This window comes from Iocasia fonsfrigidae (assembly GCF_017751145.1).
GTDB classification, from domain to species: Bacteria; Bacillota; Halanaerobiia; order Halanaerobiales; family DTU029; genus Iocasia; species Iocasia fonsfrigidae.
In genome coordinates this window covers 705,325-725,233 of record NZ_CP046640.1, presented here as the reverse complement: position 1 = coordinate 725,233, position 19,909 = coordinate 705,325, and the positions used below count along the sequence as shown (strand labels likewise).

Genomic DNA, 19,909 nt, shown 5'->3' with positions numbered 1-19,909 from the left:
TATAAACTCACTCCTACCCACAATAATTAATTTTTTCCCCATGTCTAAGCCTGTTCCGCATCAACATTAATTTTCTATCCAATTTTTCAAGTATTTCCAGGTTCTTTCTTTCAGCCACCGTAGCTTCAATAATTTTATAAATACCTCCATTTTTTATAACCAGCCTTCTATTTCCCAAAAGAGCCAGTATTGGATCATGGGTGGCCAGCAAGATTATCTTCTCCCGTTTTACCAACAAATCTAGGGCGATCTTTCTATCTATCCCAGCATTCTCTATCTCATCAATTAGCACAATCGGCGATTTACTAAGATAGGCTGTATCAGCTATCATCAAAGCCCGGGACTGACCTCCACTCAGAGAAGTTAGCGGAGTATCTGCCGTAAATTTTTCGCCGGCTAGCTGGTTTGCTTTTTCAATAATGTTAGTACTCAGTTTACCGCTATTTTTAATTTTCCTACTACTGGCGTGAATCTGAACAAATTCTTGAACAGTAACATCCATTACAAAATTCATATTCTGAGATAACTGAGCCACCAGTTTAGACTCAATATCATAACGCATTTCAGAATCAGGAATCTGGTCATTAATTAATATCCTCCGGCCGGTAGGTGTATCCCCCTGGGCCATCCATTCAATATCTGCTAACAACTGGCTCTTACCTGAACCAGTTGGGCCGACAATAGACACAACCTCCCCGGCAGAAATAGTCAGTGTTAGATCCTCCGGCTCATCATTCTTATTATAGCCTCCGATTATCGTTAGCTTAAATCTATTTTCTTGCTGCAATCAGCTCACCACCGATTCTATTTTATTTATTTTACCTTTGAAAATTAATATCCTTAATATTTCCTATTTGAAAATCCTTTCCCACTCTTGTCTCTCCCAGACAGTACGAACATAAAGCTGCTGGCATAGTAAAACGGAGTCTACTATTATTTAGCTCTACTGTTTCCTTTCCTTCCAGAAATAAATCAGCTAAATGTAAAGTTCCCTGGCCGGTAATTCCATTGATAAACAAAATTTTGGCCCGGGGACTGGCTTCTTTAACCCGGTAAGCAAAGATTTCCCGTTCTGCCTGGGAGACTATATCTCCTTTGGTAATCACTACGAGATCAGCAAACCTGAGCATCGGTCCGATCTTTTTCGGGGTATGAATCCCCATCAGGTTATCAATTATACAAACTGCCAGTGGCCCTTTGAGATAAGGTGAACAACGGTTACACAAACCAGCACTTTCTGTAATCATAATGTCTAGTCCCTTATTCAACCCCCAGGTAAAACATTCTTCGATATTACTAACAAAGAAATGATCTGGACATAGCCCTCCAGAAATACCTACCTGTACAGGGATGTTCTTTCTTTTATATAAGAGATCATCATCACTTGTTAGACAGTCAAATTTTATAACCCCAATCTTAATATTTTTCTTTCTTAAATGCTCAATCACCCTAATTATTACCGAAGTTTTTCCGGTTGAAGGTGGTCCAGATACAGTAATCAGTTTCATAAAATCACTCCAACTTAAAATTACTTTAGTCTACAGTCAAGCAGTTTATTTAGTTCAGTTTCTGTCAAGTCATAGTGATAAAAGAGCTTATAGAATTTCTTAATCTCTTCTGCAAGATCGAAGTTGTAAAGATCGGGGTAGATATTCTCTGCCGCCCAGACCAAACCTATTATTCTATTTAAAGAAGGGGGACGGTCAATCCAGTTAAAAGGAGCACAGGGAATAAAAAAGAGCTGTCTATTAGCTACCGCCTTCAAGCTTTGCCAGCTTTTATCTTCTTTTATAATATCTACTAATCCGCTTGCAGTATAAAATCCGCTACCAACAATTATTAAATCTGGATTCCAGAGCAATAACTGTTCCATTGTTACCGTATAATTACCAGCCAGCCCGGAAGTGTTTTCAGCAGAAATATTCAAATCAACAACATTCCTGGCCCTAAGCAAACGTAATATTTCTGTATTAGGGGAACCCTTTATTTCAGTGGTTAACCCTTTATCGCCACGTGCATAATAGACATTAACCCGCTGCTCTTGTTTAATGTCAACTGCTATAGTAATAACTTTTTGATAGACATTCTCAAAATAATCCTTTAACTTTTCAGCACGTTCTTTTTCACCGAGTAAACCTCCTAAAAATTCTAAGGTCTTTCCAGTATTTTTAAACTGACCATCAATAACAATAACCGGAATACCCAGCTTACCTGTTATCTTATCAGCACTATTAATCACTTTTTTAGTAATTTTAGGAGACATCAACAAAATAATATCCGGAGCAGTGAGAGCAATCTCTTCTAAATTTGCTTTTGATTTAGCATTTCCATATAGGGTGCCCATTACCGGCAAAGAAGTAGCTTTACCTTTAATATACTTTTTCATATTATTATTGAGTTTACTATTCCAGCCAATCAATTTATCAGGAACCAGACAATAACCTAGCACTGCTCCAGTGTTATTTGCCGCAAATATTTTATTGATTTTAGTAGGAACCATTAGCTCTCTACCGGCCATATCAGTTATCAATTTCTGCTTATCAGCCTGAGAATCTTCGGCAGCAATTACCCCGACATTCATCAAAATAAAAGAAATTAAAATCACGAATAATAAAACTATCCTTTTTTTCATCTTTACTCCCACCCCCATTTTTTAAAAAAATCAGGAATTCTCTCAAACATCTTATTATTTATCTTCACTTTAATCATTCATAAGTGAATTACTGAAGACTATCCGCTTTAGCATTTACAAGTAATTCCTTGGTTTCCTGCTTTGATAAGCTATAGTGATAAAACTTTTCATAAAAATTCCTTACCTCTACCTCTATATCTAAATTCATAATATCAGGATATAATAAATTAGCCAGCCATTTTAATCCAATAATACGGTTAACAGAAGGTGGCCGGTCAAACCAGTTAAAAGGAGCAGCCGGTATTTCATATACTTGCTTGTTTTTGACTGCTTTAAGCTGTTTCCAGTTTTGCTCAGACAATATTTTATTATAACTGCTGTTTTCTTTACTGAAACCCTGATCAAAACAGACAATAATTAGATCCGGATTCCATAACATCAACTGTTCTAACGATGTCTGGCTACGCCCATAACAGCTCTGTTTTAATGGCACGTCAGCTACGTTAATCCCTCCAGCATAATCAATTACTTCAGCATGACGTGAACCTTGTGGATCTGTTTGTAATCCATCAGTTCCTTCAGCATAGTAAACCCGGACACGTTTCTCCTGAGGTATACCAGCTACTTTTTCTTTAATATCATTGATTGCCTTGATACAATAATTGGCCAGCTCTTGGGCTCGTTTTTCTTCGCCAATTACTTTACCAATTAATTGATAACAATCAGCCAGTTTCTCTAAATGACCATCCAGCAATAAAACCGGGACACCCAGTTGATTTTGCCTCTTTTCAGCAGTAGTAATTGCTGTCTTATTTATATCGCCAACACTGATGACTATCTCTGGCTGAGCACTTAAAATCTCTTCAGGGTTACCAGTATTATTATTACCAAACCAGCCACCTAAAACCGGTAGCTGCTGGTATTCCCTGGTGGTATATTTCCTTTCAGCAGGAGTAATTTTCCAGTTCAGACCAGCCAAGCGATCAGGAGCCAGAGTATACAATAAAATTGTACCAATCGGATTTACAGAATAAACTTTAGAAACTTTTTCGGGAATTATTAAAGTTCTCCCTGCCATATCAGTTATAGTACGACTAGCAGCCTTTACCTGATTATTTTTACAAAGCGCCAGTGAAGAAATCAATATCAGAACAATTCCTAAAATAATTAATCTTCTTTTCTTTAACACTATCATCACTCCCCTTGATGTGGAATAAGTAATCAATCTGATTTACTAGCAAACTATCCAAGAAATACCGCTAACTATTTAATCATATTTCCAGATTAACATTATTTCTTGATATAGATCCAGAGACCAGCCTTTTCTTTAACAATCTGAAATTCTGGGATATCAGCCTGACGTAAAGCCCTAACAAAAACCTCACCACAATCCGTACAGGAATTTTCACTTCTGCCCCCACGCCAGTCTTGCTTCCTGTTTTTCATCTCAATGGTAATCTGGTCTTTTAAATCTTTCCGACCAAAACCGCCTCCAATGTAGGCAACACCACCGGGAGTAAGAATTCGATAGATTTCCTTTAATGCCTTAGCCTGATCTTCCCAGAAATATATCGAACCCCGGCTTATTACCAAATTAACAGACTGATCGGAAAGTGGTATTTTATGAACATCTGCCAGCATAGTCTCCATTCTTTTCTGAAATTTACCAGCAACAATATTTTTATCCGCAATAGTTAAAGCCTCTTCAGATTTATCCAATAAATAAACATATAGCTCACTAATCCGAGCCAGCTCAATACCCAGATATCCTCCAGCACTACCAACATCCACACATATTCCTGAACTGATACCTGTTTTATCCCTGATTTGCTTGACAATCACTGAATAAATAGGAGCAAAGACTTCCCGGGCTATCTGATCAAATTCTAAAGCACTTTTACCCATTTTTAACACCCCAATTCTGATGCTTAATATTTAACTTTCATTTATATTGACATGATTTTCATCGTAATTGGATCTACTCAAAACTGCTAAACATCTAAAAATTTACACCCAATTTGGTAGTGATAATAGTATTATCTGTGCCAGTATTATCAAAATTATGATTTTCATATTCTACTTCCAGATAACTTTTTTTACTTAATTTATAAGTACAGATCAGATCCAAATAATCATCACTGGCATCAGAATCATCAGCTTCATAGAAAGCATAAGCACAATCCAGCTTCAGTCTATCACCAAGATCAGTAATAAAGCCAGGCTTGATCATCTTGATATCATAAGCATTATTAAGCTCACTTTCCACGAAAACAGAATCATCTTTCTGGAAATTATGCCTATCAACAGCAATACCCTGTTCACCTGCCGCATATTCTAAAAAAAGATTTACCCCAGAAACTAATTTATCAGTAGAAAACCTCAGATCATAGCCCTCTGGTTTAAGTGCTCCGTTTTCTACCTTTAAATAAGTTAAATCAGCTTTCAGTGGATCAAACTCTTTAAGAAAATTAATGCTATAACCATTATAATCAATATTTGCAAAATCAGCATCGACATAATTTAAAGTTACTGCATCAACTGGGCCTAAATAAATACCTTTGATTTCACTAAATAGCGTCTTCTCATCACTATCTATATTATGACCTACCTTAATAGCAAATTTATCATTACTATAAGCAGCTCTGGCAAATTCATATTTTGACTTCATATTATATAATAAATAATTAGCAGCCGCCGCATCCATTCTACCTACCCTTAAATCCACCGGTCCAATGGCATTTTTTATATTTAACCAGCCTTTTCTGACAAATACGTCTGTACCAGCATCTTTTGGTCCCTGTGCCTGATTAAATTCCCCATCCAGACGGGTCATAACAAAGAGATTCACCCGCTCATCTACCTTTTCATTCAAAATCAACGTTGTCTTAAATACTGTCTCACTACTACTGTCAGCATCATCAGTCTCAGTATATGTATTTTCTATTTCGAACTTTCCTATCTTAAATTCCACTGCCACTGCTGGTATAGCCATTAACATCACTAAAACAATACTAACTACTATCGTTATCCTCCTCATTATAAACTCCTCCTTATTTTCTTATTTACTTATAGATTTTTAACATATAATCTAAGAACAAGTAATTCTTAAATCGTGTAGATCTATATTTCAAGCCCTGTAACTTTAAATAAAACCAGCAACACATAGAAATATTATACTACCTCTGGTACACAGACTTTTGCCTTATAACCACTGGTAAAACTTATATTCTCCACACTTACATTAACCCCATAAACTTCCCTCAAATTCTCTCTGGTTACTACAGTTTCCGGATTCCCTATTTTATGTAAAAACCCATCTCTTATTATTGCTACTTTGTTAGCACAGATAAAGACATGGTCAGGGAAATGAGTAGTCATTATTATCCCTAAATTCTCTCTACTCAACTTACGGATTTGATTTAAAACTTTTATTTGATTGCCAAAATCAAGATTTGAAGTAGGTTCATCCATTACAAGTATTTTGGCCTGTTGGGCGAGTGCTCTGGCAATCAATACCAATTGTTTCTCCCCACCACTTATTTCTGTATATAGTTTATTCTCCAACGCTAAGATATCCAGACTAGCCATAATATTTTTGACGAGATTCCGGTCTTCCTTACCCGGTGCCGAAAAAGGTCTAAGATATGGAGTCCTCCCCATTAAAATAACATCAAGCACTTTAAATGGAAAAGGAGTGTTATGAGCCTGTGGTACATATGCTACTTCCCGGGCAAATAATTTTCGGGACCAACCGGCAATATTCTTACCGCCAAGTAGTATCTCACCATCAAGTAATTTTAAAAATCCTAAAATGCTCTTAAACAAGGTAGTCTTGCCTACTCCATTTGGACCCAGCAAACATAAGACATCTCCTTCGGCTACTCCCATTGAAGCCTGTTTAACAATAACATTTGGACCATATCCGCAGACTACATCTTTAAGCTCCAGTTTCATGACCATCCCCTCCTTGATTTCAACAATAACCAGACAAAAAACGGAGCCCCAATCAACGAAGTTAAAATCCCAATTGGTATTTCAATTGAAATTATGCTTCGAGCCAGGTCGTCTACCACTAACAAATACATTCCACCCATAAGCATTGAAGTCGGTATTAAAACCCGGTGATCTGAACCGACAATCATTCTTGCCAGATGAGGTACTATCAACCCCACCCAGCCTATCAAACCACTAACCGAGATCGCCGAAGCTGTAATTAAAGTAGATGATAATATAACAATCATTCTTAATCTATTCGTATTAACCCCGACAGACTGAGCCTCCTCTTCACCAAAAGATAAAATGTTCAGTTTCCAGCTTAGTAAATATAAAGAAATCAAGCCAAGTAAAATCGGCCCAATAATTGTACAGACATCCTTAAAACCAACAGAAGAAAAACTCCCCATTAGCCAGAAAGTAATAGCCGGCAATTTATCATCTGGATCTGCTACATATTTAGTCAGAGAAATAAGCGAACTAAATAAAGTACTGACAATCATCCCTGATAAGACCAATATTAAAGAAACATTATTATCTTTACTTACAAGCCTGCTGATAGAAAAAGCCAGGCTTACCGCCAAAATACCAAATAGAAAGGCAAAAATTTGAATTCCTACTATATCCAGGGATAGTAAAATAGCAACTGCGGCGCCAAAACCAGCCCCGGCAGAAACACCTAAGATACTGGGAGAAACCATCGGGTTTTTAAACATTCCCTGATATGCCGTTCCCGAAGTAGCTAAAGCCATTCCAACTAAGACTGCGACAATTATCCGAGGCAGTCTAATATTAAAGATTACTGTTTCAACCACAACTGACCAGCTTCTATCTACTACTATTATCCTGGAAAATAAAACATCAAATAGTTCCCGGATAGAGATCGGATATCTTCCCATTAACAACGATAATAATAATAATAAAACAACAAAGAATACAGCTATTAATAGTCTTTTTATAATAACTCTTTCCATTTTAAAATTTTCTTTAATTTTTTTGACAATAGCTGCTATCATATGACATTCTCCCTTTAAAATCTTAGAATATTTTTTGTTACCAATTTTCTTTTATAGAAAATCATGTTTTTTTAAATAAAAAAATTAGCCTTATCTACCATAAAAACATAGCCAGGGCAGCTCCAGTAAACTTGCCACTCCTGAAATAGTATTACCATAAATAAAATATCTTTTGTTATAATGATCAAGAAGTTTGAGTAGACCATCCAGACTGCCATTAACAATGGTAGAACCTGTTAAAAGAATCAAGTCAGCTTCTTTTATTAAACGCTCATTGTCTTCTGTTCCGCTCCAGACCTTGACTCCATATCGCTCTTGACCAATCTTCTCCTGGTTTAAATCTGTCAAAATAAGATTCTCTGCCCCAAAGAATTTAATGCTTTCTTCTAAAATAGCCGGCTGAAACCCAATCAGACCAAGTTTAGTAGTCGCCTTTATTTTAATGGGCTGCTCAGTAAGCCAGTTCAACATTTTAGCCGCACATAATTCCGGTTCTTCATTCTTACAGTGAACAGTCTTTTCAAGTAGATTAAGACTCCGTAAAACACTGTTAATTGTAGCTACTAATAAAGCCCGCTGATAAATAGAATCTAACGGTAAAGCAATAATATCCTTTAAACTTCCGCGATAATTACCGGGATGATCAGTAAAAGCCTGACCATAGCTACCATTAAATTCAGCCTGAATCATTACCTCTTTTCCCTGCAGCAAAGGGAAATCGTTCCTTTCAGGGTTTCCAATTACCTCCTCTGTTGACAGACCATGAGCACTAATCATTATATCCTGCTCTAGTAAATTATTTTTAATTATAATCCCTTTAAATTTCTCTCTTGCCCTTGCTAAAACAGACATACTTATTCATCTACCTTTAAAATAATATTTAACTACAATTTTTTATCAGTATACTAACAGTTCTTATAGAAAAAACTAGCTAAAATAAACTCTAGGTGCAACTTTCCCTAAGATCTTTTAATACTGTATAAGCCTCTTGCTTATCAATCTTTCTCCCTTCCTGTTGATGCTGATAGATAATAGCACTGGTTCCTGAAGATTTACCTATTAGAAACTCTTTTACCCTTCCCAAATCTTCCGGTGGGATTATTTCATAGGTTTTTTCATCTTTTAACAAACCATCCACATGAATACCAGATTCATGTGAAAATACCCTTTGACCGACTATTGCCTTCCCAGCAGCCACTTTCCTCCCTGAGGCCTTTTCCACTATTTTTGACAATTCCATTAATTTCTTTATATCAAATCTGATCTTACAGCCCTGAAGGTATTTTAAAGCTACAACAATCTCTTCCAGAGCAGTATTCCCAGCCCTTTCCCCTAGTCCATTGACAGTGCAGCTAATATATTTAGCCCCTGCTTTATAAGCAGCCAGGGCATTAGCTGTAGCCATACCAAGGTCATTATGCCCGTGGAAATCTACTGGCAACTCAAATTCTTTTTTTATCTTAGAAATATTTTCGTAAACAGTAAAGGGGTCGAGTGCACCAACAGTATCAGCATATCTCAATCTACTAGCCCCTGCCTGCTGAGCTTGCTGAAAAAAACTAAGTAAATAGAACAGATCTGCCCGGGAGGCATCTTCTGCCCCAACAGAGACTTTACACCCTCTGGCAACAGCATAAGATACAAGCCTATATATTTGCTCCAGTACCCACTTCCTATCTTTCTTTAGTTTACGATTAATATGGAGGTCAGAGACTGGTGCTGAAATATGCAGGTTTTTAATTCCACAGCTGATAGAACAATCTATATCTTTAATCTTCATTCTATTCCAGGTCAGGATTTCTACCGGCAGTTTTAATTGCTTTATCTCAGATAAAACATTGATTTCCTCCTCTCCCATAACAGGTATACCGGCCTCAATCACATCCACACCTGCCCCGGCCAATTTTTTAGCAATCAGTATTTTTTCCTCCCTGGAAAAAGCCACACCAGCTGTCTGCTCACCATCCCGTAATGTTGTATCAAGAAAATATACATCCTGCATTTTTACACCCCCTATGTTTGGGCAACTTTATAATCATGGCAATCACATAAATCAGTCCAGGCCCTATTAATATATAATAACTTATCACCAAGATACTCTACTTCTTGCTGATTATGGGTTACATAGATGAAGGGAATCATCCATTCCTGCTGAATAAGCCTTATTTCTTCCTGAAGACGCAAACTCAATTCTTGATCTAGCGAAGATAAGGGTTCATCAAGTAATAAGAGATCTGGTTCACTCATTAAAGCCCTGGCCAAAGCTACACGCTGTTTTTCTCCACCTGATAACTGTTCTGGTAAACGTTCCTGCAGATGATTTATCTGACATAAATCCAATACCTTTTTTATACTAAACCTGGGCTTCTTTGCCTGTTTATCCCCCATAAGACTGTACATAACATTTTCCTCAACTGTCAGGTGGGGAAACAAGGCATAATTCTGAAATACATAGGCTATTTTTCGTTTAAAAGCCGGCAGATTAATCCCCCTTTGGTCGGAAAAGAGGTATTGATCATTCAATTTAATTTCTCCCCTGTCCGGGGATTTAAGTCCGGCAATACAATCTAGCAATGTCGTCTTACCAGAACCGGAAGGACCAAATAAGATCAAAATTTCATTTCCCAGTTCAAATTTTTGACAGAGTTGAATACCCCCCAGTTTTTTATGCAAATCAATTTCTAAAACTGTCATCCATTAATCACCCCGTTCCTTTTCATAGTAATTATACAAATCCTTATCAAAGATTTTTATTACAGTCAATACTATTATAGAAAATATGATCATTATTAAGGCTATAGCAATGGCCAGATCAATATTACCTGTAGCAATATTTAAGTAGATAGCAATAGGCAGGGTTTCTGTTTTAAAACGGGTCGCACCTGCCAGCATCACTGTAGCACCAAATTCCCCCACTGCCCTGGCCCAGGCCATGGTAATACCAGTTATAATACCATTTTTAGCCAGCGGTAAAGTAATCCTTCTGAAAACCATAAAATGGTGGTCTCCCAGGGTCATAGCTGCTTTTTCAAAGGTCGGATCAATCCCAGCAAAAGCAGTCTTAAAACTCCGAATAGCAAAGGGTGCCGCTACTACTAGCTGAGCCATGATAATTCCTAAGGGGGTGAAAACAAAATTTAAACCCAGTTTACCCAGCCAGTTTCCTAATACTGGACCTAAGAGAATTAATAAACTCATCCCAGTAACCAGTGGTGGTAAAATAATAGGCAGGTCTACCAGTACATCAAATAACCTTTTACCTTTAAAATCATACCTGGCCAGAACATAAGCCACTGGCAGACCAATAATAGTAGCAATTGTAATAGAAATCAGTGAAGTAATTAAACTTAATGAAAGGGCAAAAAACACCTCCTTATTATGGATAATAGATAATAAAGCCTGCCCCTTATTATAGATAATAGGGGTAAATAAGACAGAGAGCAGAAAAATAATAAAGATAGTAAAAACGGAAAAAACCAATATTTTAAAAAGGTTATATTTCATTATATTCACCCCAGTTAAGCTGAACTTTCTTTAGTAATTAAATCTCAAAGTCATTAAACTACTACCCCTTACGACTTTCAAACTCTCTAGTCTTTAATAATCCTGTACCCATATTTAGCAAAGACATCCTTACCCTCTGAGACCACAAAATCCAGAAACTGAGAGGCCTTAGCTTTGTTTTGAGAAAATTTCAGTACAGCTATATATATTTCTTTAACTACATTAATTTCTTCATCAATTTCAATCAAATCAAGTCTATCAGCCAGTTCAATATAGTTAGCCCTCCAGATAATCCCTGCATCAGCCTGTTTCATACTCAAGGCCAGGGCTACCTGGTTAACAGTCCCCATCCGAGCAATTACATTATCTTGAAGCTGTTCATAAGTCTCAATATTTTTAAAGATTTTAGCTGTAATACGACCTATTGCTATATTTTCATCCCCCAGGATTACACTGACACCTGGTTTAATAAGGTCAGATATATCCCTAATTCCAGCTGGGTTACCTTTGGGGGTGACAATTACAGGGGTATGAAAAGCAACTGGCAAATCCTTAATTATATAATTTCCCTCTTCATCACCCGAACCCTTAAGTTCATTAATAAACCAGACATCACCTGGCATATAAATATCACCAGTTCTGGACATCATTAACTGGTTTAACAGAGCGCCAGAACCATTATATTGGAAATCAATAGTTGTTCCATATTTATCAGTAAACAGTTCAGCTGTTTCCTCCATTGGTTTCCTTAAACCTGCCCCACAATAAATGAAAAGTCCATCCACAGCATAAATATTTACTGCAAGACAAATTAAAATCAAAGCTAATAAAACAAGACTAATAACACACTTCTTTAAACTATTCATACTAACCACCTCTGACAAATTTATTACCTTCCCCCCACTTTCCTTTCCTTAATATAATTATTAAATTTTCAAGCTCTCGACCACCTTACCCCCTACAAGATGTGATTGAATAATCTCTGCAACATCATCAGGGCTTACACTACCATACCAGACCCCTTCAGGGTAAATGATTACAATCGGCCCTTTATCACAAATACCCAGACAACCTGTATTGGTAACCATAACATCACCAGTCAAATCTTCCTCTTCTATTCCCATCATAAACCGCTGTATTATTTCTACAGAATCATTTTTAACACAATAACCCCTCTGCTGACCAGTAATTCTGGAACTGGAACATACAAAAACATGATGTTTAGGTTTATTCATCTAGAACTCACTTCCCTTTCCTTAATATAATTATCACTAAACTCCAGTGAACGGTCACGCCCCAGACAGCCTACTGCATCTGACCGGCACTGCTGACAGTGATACATCTGTTTTAAGTGTACAGAACATTTCCTTCTGAAATTATTTAACTCTTTGCCATCACTTAATGGTAAATCTTCAAATCTGGTGCCTTTAACAGGTATCAAAGGCATTATATTAGTCATATAAGCACCATGCTTTTTGACCACCTGTACGACTTCCTCAAGATGACTGTCATTGATCCCTTTAAGTAGAAGAATATTTACCTTACATACTATACCCCTGGCTGACAAATACTCCAGGCCTTTCAACTGTCTATCAAGTAATAGTGTAGCACCTTCTTCACCAGATAGAGACACTCCCTGGTAGTTAACCTGAGCATAAATTTTAGCCCCAATCCGGGGGTTAACTGCATTGATAGTAATAGTTAGATGACTGATACCTAGCTGCAAAATATCCTCCTGGTATTCAGGCAACATTAAGCCGTTGGTAGATAAGCAAAATACCATGTCAGGGCTTTCTGCCTGTATTAACTGAATGGACTTTTTTGTTTCAGGAAAATTGGCCAGTGAATCACCAGGACCGGCTACACCTACTACACTTAACTCCGGCATTTTTTCTTTTACTATGCGAAATTTAGCCAGGGCCTCTTCAGGGCTGAGAACCTCACTGGTCACCCCTGGTCTACTCTCATTAACACAGTCATATTTCCTATTACAATAATTACAGCTAATATTACAGACCGGTGCAACAGGGATATGCATCCGGGCATAATTATGAGCTGATTTGCTAAAACAGGGGTGTTTTTTTGTTTTAACAGCCCTATCCAAAAACATGTTTGCCACCTCCTTTGACAGGCAAATAATAGCGCTCAAATAAATCCTGCCTGTAAGAATTATGCTTTGCTTGTAAAATAGTATTAGTAATCTTATCCAACAATCTCATTGAACCCTCATAAACAACAGAGAGTTCTCTCTGGGCACCTATCCGGTCATGAATAGGAAATCCGGTCCTTACCAGTGGTATATCATCCTTCTCAGTTATAAAATTTCCATCAGAATGTCCAATTAACAAATTAACCCCCTGCTGCTGAACATGTTTTCTAATAACAGCAAAATCTGCCTGATGGATTATTATCGGTTCTTCAGTAAAATTATCAGTCAACTTAGAAATCTTCTTTTCCAGGTCCAGTATTTTAGTCCCTGTAGCAACAACTGCTGGAAAAATACCATTTTCAGCACATAAAGCAGTAAGGGCATAGACCAGGTCCGGCTCCCCAAAAATTGCTGCCCTTCCCTCAGCATTATATTTATGGGAATCAATCATCCCATCCAACATCCTTCCCCTCTCAGCCATTATCTCAGCAGGAATATCTTTCTTTGCTAAACGGGAAAGTAAATTTATAAAACTATCAACATTTTTCAACCCAATAGGAAGGGGCAATCTATATAAAGGAACAGCAAATTCTTTTTCCAGAAACCAGGCAGGGGATAGATTATCATCAACTAAAAAACCAAATTCAATACTAGCTACTGCTGTTCCCATTTCCTCTATATCCTTAATGGTGGTGCCCCCCCTAGCTATTTTCTTATAGTCAGCTGAAAAAGGAGCATCACAGGTCTCTGATAGATCTGGTAGTAAAGTATAATTAAAATCAAATAAGTTCAGTATCCTCTTAATCTTCCTGATATCAGCAGGTGTCAAATTCCCGGTAATAATATTTATTTTAGGGCTGGATTGCCTGGATTGAGCTGTAGCCAGCTCTTCAACTATTCTTCTTAAGGTTAAATAATATCCCTCATATTGAGAACCACCATAACCCGGTGTAGCAACTGGAATCATAGCCAGATCATTAATCTCTTCTTCCCTTTTAAATTCTGCAACCATCCTAACAATATCTTCCCCAATTGTTTCAGCCAGACAGGTTGTAATAACCCCTATAACACCAGGTTGATATAATTTAAGCAGGTTCTTTAAACCCTTTTTAAGGTTCTCTTCCCCACCATAAACAGTTCCTTTTTCATTTAAAGATGAAGAGGCAATATCAATTGGTTCATTAAAATGAGTTGATATATGACGCCGGATATAGGTACTACACCCCTGGGAACCATGCATTAAGACCATGGAATTCTCAATACCCTTAAAGGCTAAAGCCGCCCCCATCGGCATACACATCTTACAGGGATTAACATTTATGCTCTGTAAATTTTTATTAATCATTAAGATCACTCCTTAACAGCTGCCAGACAGGGCTGTTGATTGTCATATCAAGTTCTTTAGCAAAATTAATTACTCCTTCAAACCCAGAGAGCGGGTGTTTCCTCTCATGATTATGGTCACAAAATGCTATCCCCATTTTATAGGCCAGGGCCCTATCTTTAACCCCACCAACCAGAATATCTGCACCTCTTTCCTTCATGAAATTCTCCAGTTCAGATGGATTAGCATCATCAAGGATAACAGTCCCTTCTTTGCTTAACTCCTTCATTTCCCTATATTCCTCTTTTTTACCGGTCTGAGTTCCTACCATGACTGTTTCTATACCCAGGTCATTAAACTGTTTAATCAAAGAAATAGCCTTAAATCCCCCACCAACATAGATAGCAGCCCGGCTCCCTTTAAGCCTCTGCCGGTAAAACTCCAGTTCCTGTTTAACTTTAACACTTTTCTTCCTTACAAATTTCTCAACCCTATCCTTGAGCTGTCTATCACCTAGAAAATCTGCTATCTTCCTTAAAGAATCAATAGTATCCTTTATTCCAAAAAAACTAACCTTAATAAAAGGAATCCCAAATTCCTTTTCCATTTCTTTACCCAGATAACCCATTGACCCGGCACATTGCACAATATTTAGCTTGGCCTTAGCCGCCTTCTTTATCTCCTGGTAACTAGAGTCACCGGTAAACTTCGCTACTACCTTAATACCTAATTGCTGGAAATAACCCTGCAGGATCCACATCTCTGCTGCCAGATTATAATCACCAAGAATATTAATACCCTCTTTTTCCTCAGCAGGATTATTATTTTCTTTAATTAAGTCCATTAAGGCATCACAGGCTGCCCTATAACCACTTATCTTATTACCAGCAAAACCTGTAGACTGCACCGGGACCACCCTAATACCATATTCCCTTTCAGCAGACTTACAAACAGCTGACAGGTCATCACCAATTACCCCGACAACACAGGTAGAGTATACAAAAATTAATTCTGGCTGATATCTTTCTACCAGTTCTTTAATCGCCAGACTCAGTTTACACTCACCACCAAAGATAATATCTTTTTCCCCTAAATCAGTCGAAAAGCTATTACGGTAAACCTCTGCCCCACTACTTAAACTACCCCTGATATCCCAGGTATAACTGGCACAGCCAATCGGTCCATGAACAAGATGATAGGCATCTGTAATAGGATTTAAAACCACCCTGGCTCCTGAATAAACACAGGCCCTTTGACTGACAACACCAGCCAGGCTATCCTCATTACACTTAATATCCTTTTCTACCGTTTTTTCATTGGTTATAATAAAGCCTTTTCTCTCTTCAAGTGCTTTTATACTAGAAGACCGAATCATTTTAAACTCACCACCTTATATCTAAATAAAAACCAAGATAAAACCTATATAGATATTATTGATTTAGATGATATAAAACCTTATATTTATTTCGAGAAATAATATCTATATAGGTAGCAGATTATTACTCAGTTATAAAACAAACTCAATTAATTCCTCTGATGTATCCCTATCCCTTCGATCTAATAAAGCATTACTTATCTTTTCAATTATTCTCATTGCCCCTCTATAACCCAGGACAGAAAAGTAGCTATGCACACTCCTATCCAGGATTGGGAAACCAAGCCTCAGCAGGGGAATATCCTCTGCTTTAGCAATCAATTTACCATAGGAATTACCTATTAAAAGGTCAACAGGTTCATTCTTAATCCATTGATGCAGCTTAAACATATCACCCGCTTCTTTGACATTGGCTTCCAGACCTGCCTCGTCAAGCATTGACTCTATCTCCTGTTTAAAGGCTTTACCCGGTGTTCCAGTAAGCACATGAACAGGTAACATACCAAGACTCAGGGCAAATTCAGTCATTGCGATTACTAGATCTGGATCTCCATAAATAGCCACCTTTTTACCGTGAAAATGGTTATGGGTATCAGCCATAATATCCACCAGCTGTCCCCTCTCTTCCTCCAGTGTAAAAGGAACCTCATGGCCTGTTAACTTAATTAACTGCATTATAAAGTCATCTGTAGCCTTAACACCAAGGGGCATCTTCAAGATATAGGGTTTAATTTTACACTGCCTTTCTAATTGAAAAGCAGCCTCTGCTGAAGCAAAACTCCCCAGGGCAAGTGTGGCTCTGGAGTTTCCTGAATCCCTTAAATCACCAACAGTGGTTCCACCTGCTGGATACATCTGATATTCACCAGTCATCGGTGAATCCAATACTCCGCTTTGATCTGGAAACAAAATATACTCTATCCCCAGGGCCTCTACAATATGCTTAACCTCCCTGATATCCCCTGGATTCACAAAACCGGGGATTATATTTACTTTGCCATTGGTCTTAATCCCTTCACCTTTCCGGGAAAAATGCTTGACCATAGCCTCCACCATATTAGAAAATCCGGTTATATGGGACCCTACATAACTGGGGGTACTGGCTGAAAAAACCTCTTTACCCTCAGGGATATCTACTTCCCCAATAATAGAGGGAATATCATCACCAATTGTTTCAGAGAGACAGGTTGTATTAATAGCTACTACATCAGGGTCATAAACTGCAAAAATATTCTTTAAGGCAGTTGTTAAATTAGCCCTTCCGCCAAAAACAGATGAGCCCTCAGTAAAGGCACTAGTTGAAGCCACAACAGGTTCCCGAAAATGCTTGGTAAGATGCATCCGGTGGTAAGAACAGCACCCCTGTGAACCATGACTATGTGGTAAACAGGCATGAATACCTAGTGCGGCATACATAGCCCCAATCGGTTGACAAGTCTTAGCCGGGTTTACAACCAGTGACTCCCTTTCTTTTATTTCTGCTGGCACCAGATCTAACATTAGTAATCACCTCCATAATTACCCTCTAATCCTGCTTCTTTTTTCCAGGGTGGATTAATATAACCCCAGGTAGGACTCAAAATACCATTGGCGACATCTCTAGCAAAATTAACATGCCCTTTAAACATGGCATAAGGACCGCTATAATCATAGCTATGCAGCTGTTTGGAAAAAACACCCATTTTATGGGAAGTATACTTATCCTTAATACCAGAACAATAAATATCTGGTTTTAATATCTTGGTCAGTTTAACCTGTTCATGATGATTAAGGTCATCAATAGCTATAGTCCCATCTTCCATTTCCTTAATCATACCCTCATAATTATTTAATGGTATCTCTTTAGCTAGTTCCTCCATTTTTTCCTTTGATAAACGCAGATGATACCTCTGTTCATCTTTCTCAACCTCCAGCTCCGGGATATTTCGATCATCTGCTGTCATTTTAATATCAGGGATTACCTCCCTACCCTCATAATCATCACGGTGGCCAAACTCATATCCAGCCACTACTGTATCAATCCCAATCCGTTTAAAAACATTCTGATAATGATGGGCCCTGGAACCACCTACAAAGAGGAAAGCTGTCTTTCCTTCCAACAGGTCTTGATACATTGCCAGTGATTGTTCAACTGCTGCCAACTCTTCAGCAATCACAGCCTCTGTCCGCTGGATTAATTTTTCATCACCAAAGTACTTAGCCATATCCCGCAGGCTTTTAATGGTCTGGTCAACACCTAGAAAATTTACCTTCAACCAGGGAACTCCATATTTTTCCCGAAACATTTCAGCAATATAATTTATAGACCGATGACATTGAACCAGGTTTAAATCTGCCTCATGGGCACTCATTATCGCTTCAGCAGAACCATTACCAGAAAAAGTAGCTATAATCTTATAACCTATTTTTCCCAACACCCTTTCAATTTCAAAGGCATCTCCACCAATATTATATTCCCCCATAAGATTTATTGGATATTCAGCCTCAAGCTCAATCTCCTTTTTACCTACCAGGTGTTCCATTAATTCATTATTGGCAATATGGTGTCCAGCTGACTGACTTACCCCTTTATAGCCCTCACAGCTAAAAGCCATTACTGAGATTCCATATTTCTCCTGGGCTCTGCGGGCCACAGCATGAATATCATCACCAATGAGACCTACTGGACAGGTAGCAGTAATCATTATTGTGCCTGGATTAAATATTTCCATCGCCTCATCAATAGCCTGCTCTAATTTCTTTTCACCGCCAAAAACAATATCTGAATCCTGCATATCTGTGGAAAAAGAAAAGTTTAAAAAGTTCTTTTCATTTTCTCCAACAACAGCCTGGTTTCTCCTCATACCCCAGGTATAATAACAACAACCAATCGGCCCGTGGACAATATGAACCACATCTTTTAGTGGTCCCAGGACCACCCCCTGACAACCTGCAAAACAGCAGCCACGATTGGATATTATACCCGGTATAGTCCTGGTATTAGCCATTATCTTTTGTTTATCCTGACTGGTATCACGAATGACAATATGTTCTTTACGGTTTTTCATTGATTTAGCAGGATAACTGTCAATAACCTCTTCCAGTGTCTCCTCAATCTTTTTTACCTCATTAACCATTAATTCTCACCCCATTTCATTTATACAGCCTCTTTACTGGTTTCTCCAGTTCTTACCCTAATAGTATCTTTAACAGGTATTACAAATATCTTTCCATCACCTGGATGACCTGTTTTATTTACATCAATAATCGTATCTACTACTTTTTGCATATCTTCATCATTTACTACAATCAAGAGCACCCTTTTAGGAATTAATCTATGTCCTTCTGAGATAGATTCACTAATTTCTTTAGATTCTACTTCTTTACCCCCCAGGAGTTTTTCAATCAATTCATAATTTACCTTTTTCTTGCCACGCCCATTGGCCTTAATACAGGTTATCGCATCAAAACCTGCTAAAGAAAGGGCCTTTTTAGTCTTATTAATCATCCCCATCCGGATGACCGCCATTATTTCTTTCACAGTAAAACTCCCCCTTCACTCTAGACATTAAAGCCCTTTACTCCCATCACTAATGGTATAGGCTTCTTCCACATCAGTTATAAATATTTTCCCATCCCCAAAGGTACCTTCTTCACCAGTCCGGGCATTTTTAATAATGATTTTTACTACATCATCTTTGACCTCATCTTCAACAACTATTAGTAATAACTCTTTAGGCAATTCATCATAATGAATATTACCGACCTTGACGCCACGCTGTTTTCCCCTGCCTGCAACATCAATTTTGGTAATAGCTGGAAAACCAGCATCCCCCAGTTCAGCCAGCACCTCTGTAACCTTCTCAGGTCGAATAATCGCTTTAATCATCTTCATCTTACAAATCCCTCCCCTTATATATTACTCTACATCCCTGGA

The 19,909-nt window shown here is 37.9% G+C and carries 20 protein-coding genes and 1 pseudogene; all 21 read right to left on the bottom strand.

Features of this window, described 5'->3' with window-relative positions; genetic code table 11:
* Nucleotides 1-13: 13 nt before the first annotated feature.
* Nucleotides 14-763, bottom strand: a pseudogene (locus GM661_RS03650) (ATP-binding cassette domain-containing protein); the annotation flags it as partial.
* A gap of 55 nt (nt 764-818) precedes the next feature.
* Nucleotides 819-1,508, bottom strand: coding sequence for a GTP-binding protein (locus GM661_RS03645; protein WP_230868785.1), 690 nt, complete (start codon nt 1,506-1,508; stop codon nt 819-821).
* Nucleotides 1,509-1,528: 20 nt separating this feature from the next.
* The gene (locus GM661_RS03640) at nt 1,529-2,632 is read right to left on the bottom strand and encodes an ABC transporter substrate-binding protein (protein ID WP_230868784.1); all 1,104 of its coding nucleotides are present in this window, start codon (nt 2,630-2,632) and stop codon (nt 1,529-1,531) included.
* Between the two features lie 88 nt (nt 2,633-2,720).
* Nucleotides 2,721-3,827, bottom strand: a complete 1,107-nt coding sequence (locus GM661_RS03635) for an iron ABC transporter substrate-binding protein (RefSeq protein ID WP_407929637.1) — start codon at nt 3,825-3,827, stop codon at nt 2,721-2,723.
* Nucleotides 3,828-3,922: 95 nt separating this feature from the next.
* Nucleotides 3,923-4,537 (bottom strand): class I SAM-dependent methyltransferase, encoded by a 615-nt coding sequence (locus tag GM661_RS03630; protein ID WP_230868782.1) that lies wholly within the window; start codon nt 4,535-4,537, stop codon nt 3,923-3,925.
* 94 nt (nt 4,538-4,631) lie between these two features.
* On the bottom strand, nt 4,632-5,669 hold the full coding sequence (locus tag GM661_RS03625) for a hypothetical protein (RefSeq protein WP_230868781.1): 1,038 nt from the start codon (nt 5,667-5,669) through the stop codon (nt 4,632-4,634).
* Nucleotides 5,670-5,803: 134 nt separating this feature from the next.
* Nucleotides 5,804-6,586: an ABC transporter ATP-binding protein gene (locus tag GM661_RS03620; protein ID WP_230868780.1), complete on the bottom strand. Its 783-nt coding sequence runs from the start codon at nt 6,584-6,586 to the stop codon at nt 5,804-5,806.
* Nucleotides 6,583-7,641, bottom strand: coding sequence for a FecCD family ABC transporter permease (locus GM661_RS03615; RefSeq protein ID WP_230868779.1), 1,059 nt, complete (start codon nt 7,639-7,641; stop codon nt 6,583-6,585). The genes GM661_RS03620 and GM661_RS03615 overlap by 4 nt, the downstream gene beginning before the upstream one ends.
* Nucleotides 7,642-7,731: 90 nt before the next feature.
* On the bottom strand, nt 7,732-8,493 hold the full coding sequence (locus GM661_RS03610) for a Rossmann-like domain-containing protein (RefSeq protein ID WP_230868778.1): 762 nt from the start codon (nt 8,491-8,493) through the stop codon (nt 7,732-7,734).
* Between the two features lie 91 nt (nt 8,494-8,584).
* Complete coding sequence (gene nifV, locus GM661_RS03605) at nt 8,585-9,643, bottom strand: homocitrate synthase (protein ID WP_230868777.1); 1,059 nt, start codon at nt 9,641-9,643, stop codon at nt 8,585-8,587.
* An 11-nt stretch (nt 9,644-9,654) separates the two neighbouring features.
* On the bottom strand, nt 9,655-10,335 hold the full coding sequence (locus GM661_RS03600) for an ATP-binding cassette domain-containing protein (RefSeq protein WP_230868776.1): 681 nt from the start codon (nt 10,333-10,335) through the stop codon (nt 9,655-9,657).
* A 3-nt stretch (nt 10,336-10,338) separates the two neighbouring features.
* On the bottom strand, nt 10,339-11,145 hold the full coding sequence (locus GM661_RS03595) for an ABC transporter permease (protein ID WP_230868775.1): 807 nt from the start codon (nt 11,143-11,145) through the stop codon (nt 10,339-10,341).
* Between the two features lie 86 nt (nt 11,146-11,231).
* The gene (modA, locus tag GM661_RS03590) at nt 11,232-12,011 is read right to left on the bottom strand and encodes a molybdate ABC transporter substrate-binding protein (protein ID WP_230868774.1); all 780 of its coding nucleotides are present in this window, start codon (nt 12,009-12,011) and stop codon (nt 11,232-11,234) included.
* A 60-nt stretch (nt 12,012-12,071) separates the two neighbouring features.
* Nucleotides 12,072-12,380: a 2Fe-2S ferredoxin gene (locus GM661_RS03585; RefSeq protein ID WP_125988284.1), complete on the bottom strand. Its 309-nt coding sequence runs from the start codon at nt 12,378-12,380 to the stop codon at nt 12,072-12,074.
* Nucleotides 12,377-13,255 (bottom strand): nitrogenase cofactor biosynthesis protein NifB, encoded by an 879-nt coding sequence (gene nifB / locus GM661_RS03580; RefSeq protein ID WP_230868773.1) that lies wholly within the window; start codon nt 13,253-13,255, stop codon nt 12,377-12,379. Before nifB ends, GM661_RS03585 begins: the two co-directional genes overlap by 4 nt.
* Nucleotides 13,242-14,639, bottom strand: a complete 1,398-nt coding sequence (locus tag GM661_RS03575) for a nitrogenase component 1 (protein WP_230868772.1) — start codon at nt 14,637-14,639, stop codon at nt 13,242-13,244. Before GM661_RS03575 ends, nifB begins: the two co-directional genes overlap by 14 nt.
* Nucleotides 14,632-15,993, bottom strand: a complete 1,362-nt coding sequence (nifE, locus tag GM661_RS03570) for a nitrogenase iron-molybdenum cofactor biosynthesis protein NifE (RefSeq protein ID WP_230868771.1) — start codon at nt 15,991-15,993, stop codon at nt 14,632-14,634. Before nifE ends, GM661_RS03575 begins: the two co-directional genes overlap by 8 nt.
* A gap of 132 nt (nt 15,994-16,125) precedes the next feature.
* Nucleotides 16,126-17,493 (bottom strand): nitrogenase molybdenum-iron protein subunit beta, encoded by a 1,368-nt coding sequence (nifK, locus tag GM661_RS03565; protein WP_230868770.1) that lies wholly within the window; start codon nt 17,491-17,493, stop codon nt 16,126-16,128.
* Complete coding sequence (nifD, locus tag GM661_RS03560) at nt 17,493-19,109, bottom strand: nitrogenase molybdenum-iron protein alpha chain (RefSeq protein ID WP_230868769.1); 1,617 nt, start codon at nt 19,107-19,109, stop codon at nt 17,493-17,495. The genes nifK and nifD overlap by 1 nt, the downstream gene beginning before the upstream one ends.
* Before the next feature lie 20 nt (nt 19,110-19,129).
* On the bottom strand, nt 19,130-19,513 hold the full coding sequence (locus tag GM661_RS03555; RefSeq protein WP_230868768.1) for a P-II family nitrogen regulator: 384 nt from the start codon (nt 19,511-19,513) through the stop codon (nt 19,130-19,132).
* A gap of 27 nt (nt 19,514-19,540) precedes the next feature.
* Entirely contained in the window at nt 19,541-19,867 is a 327-nt protein-coding gene (locus GM661_RS03550; RefSeq protein ID WP_125988270.1) for a P-II family nitrogen regulator, read from the bottom strand.
* Between the last annotated feature and the right edge of the window lie 42 nt (nt 19,868-19,909).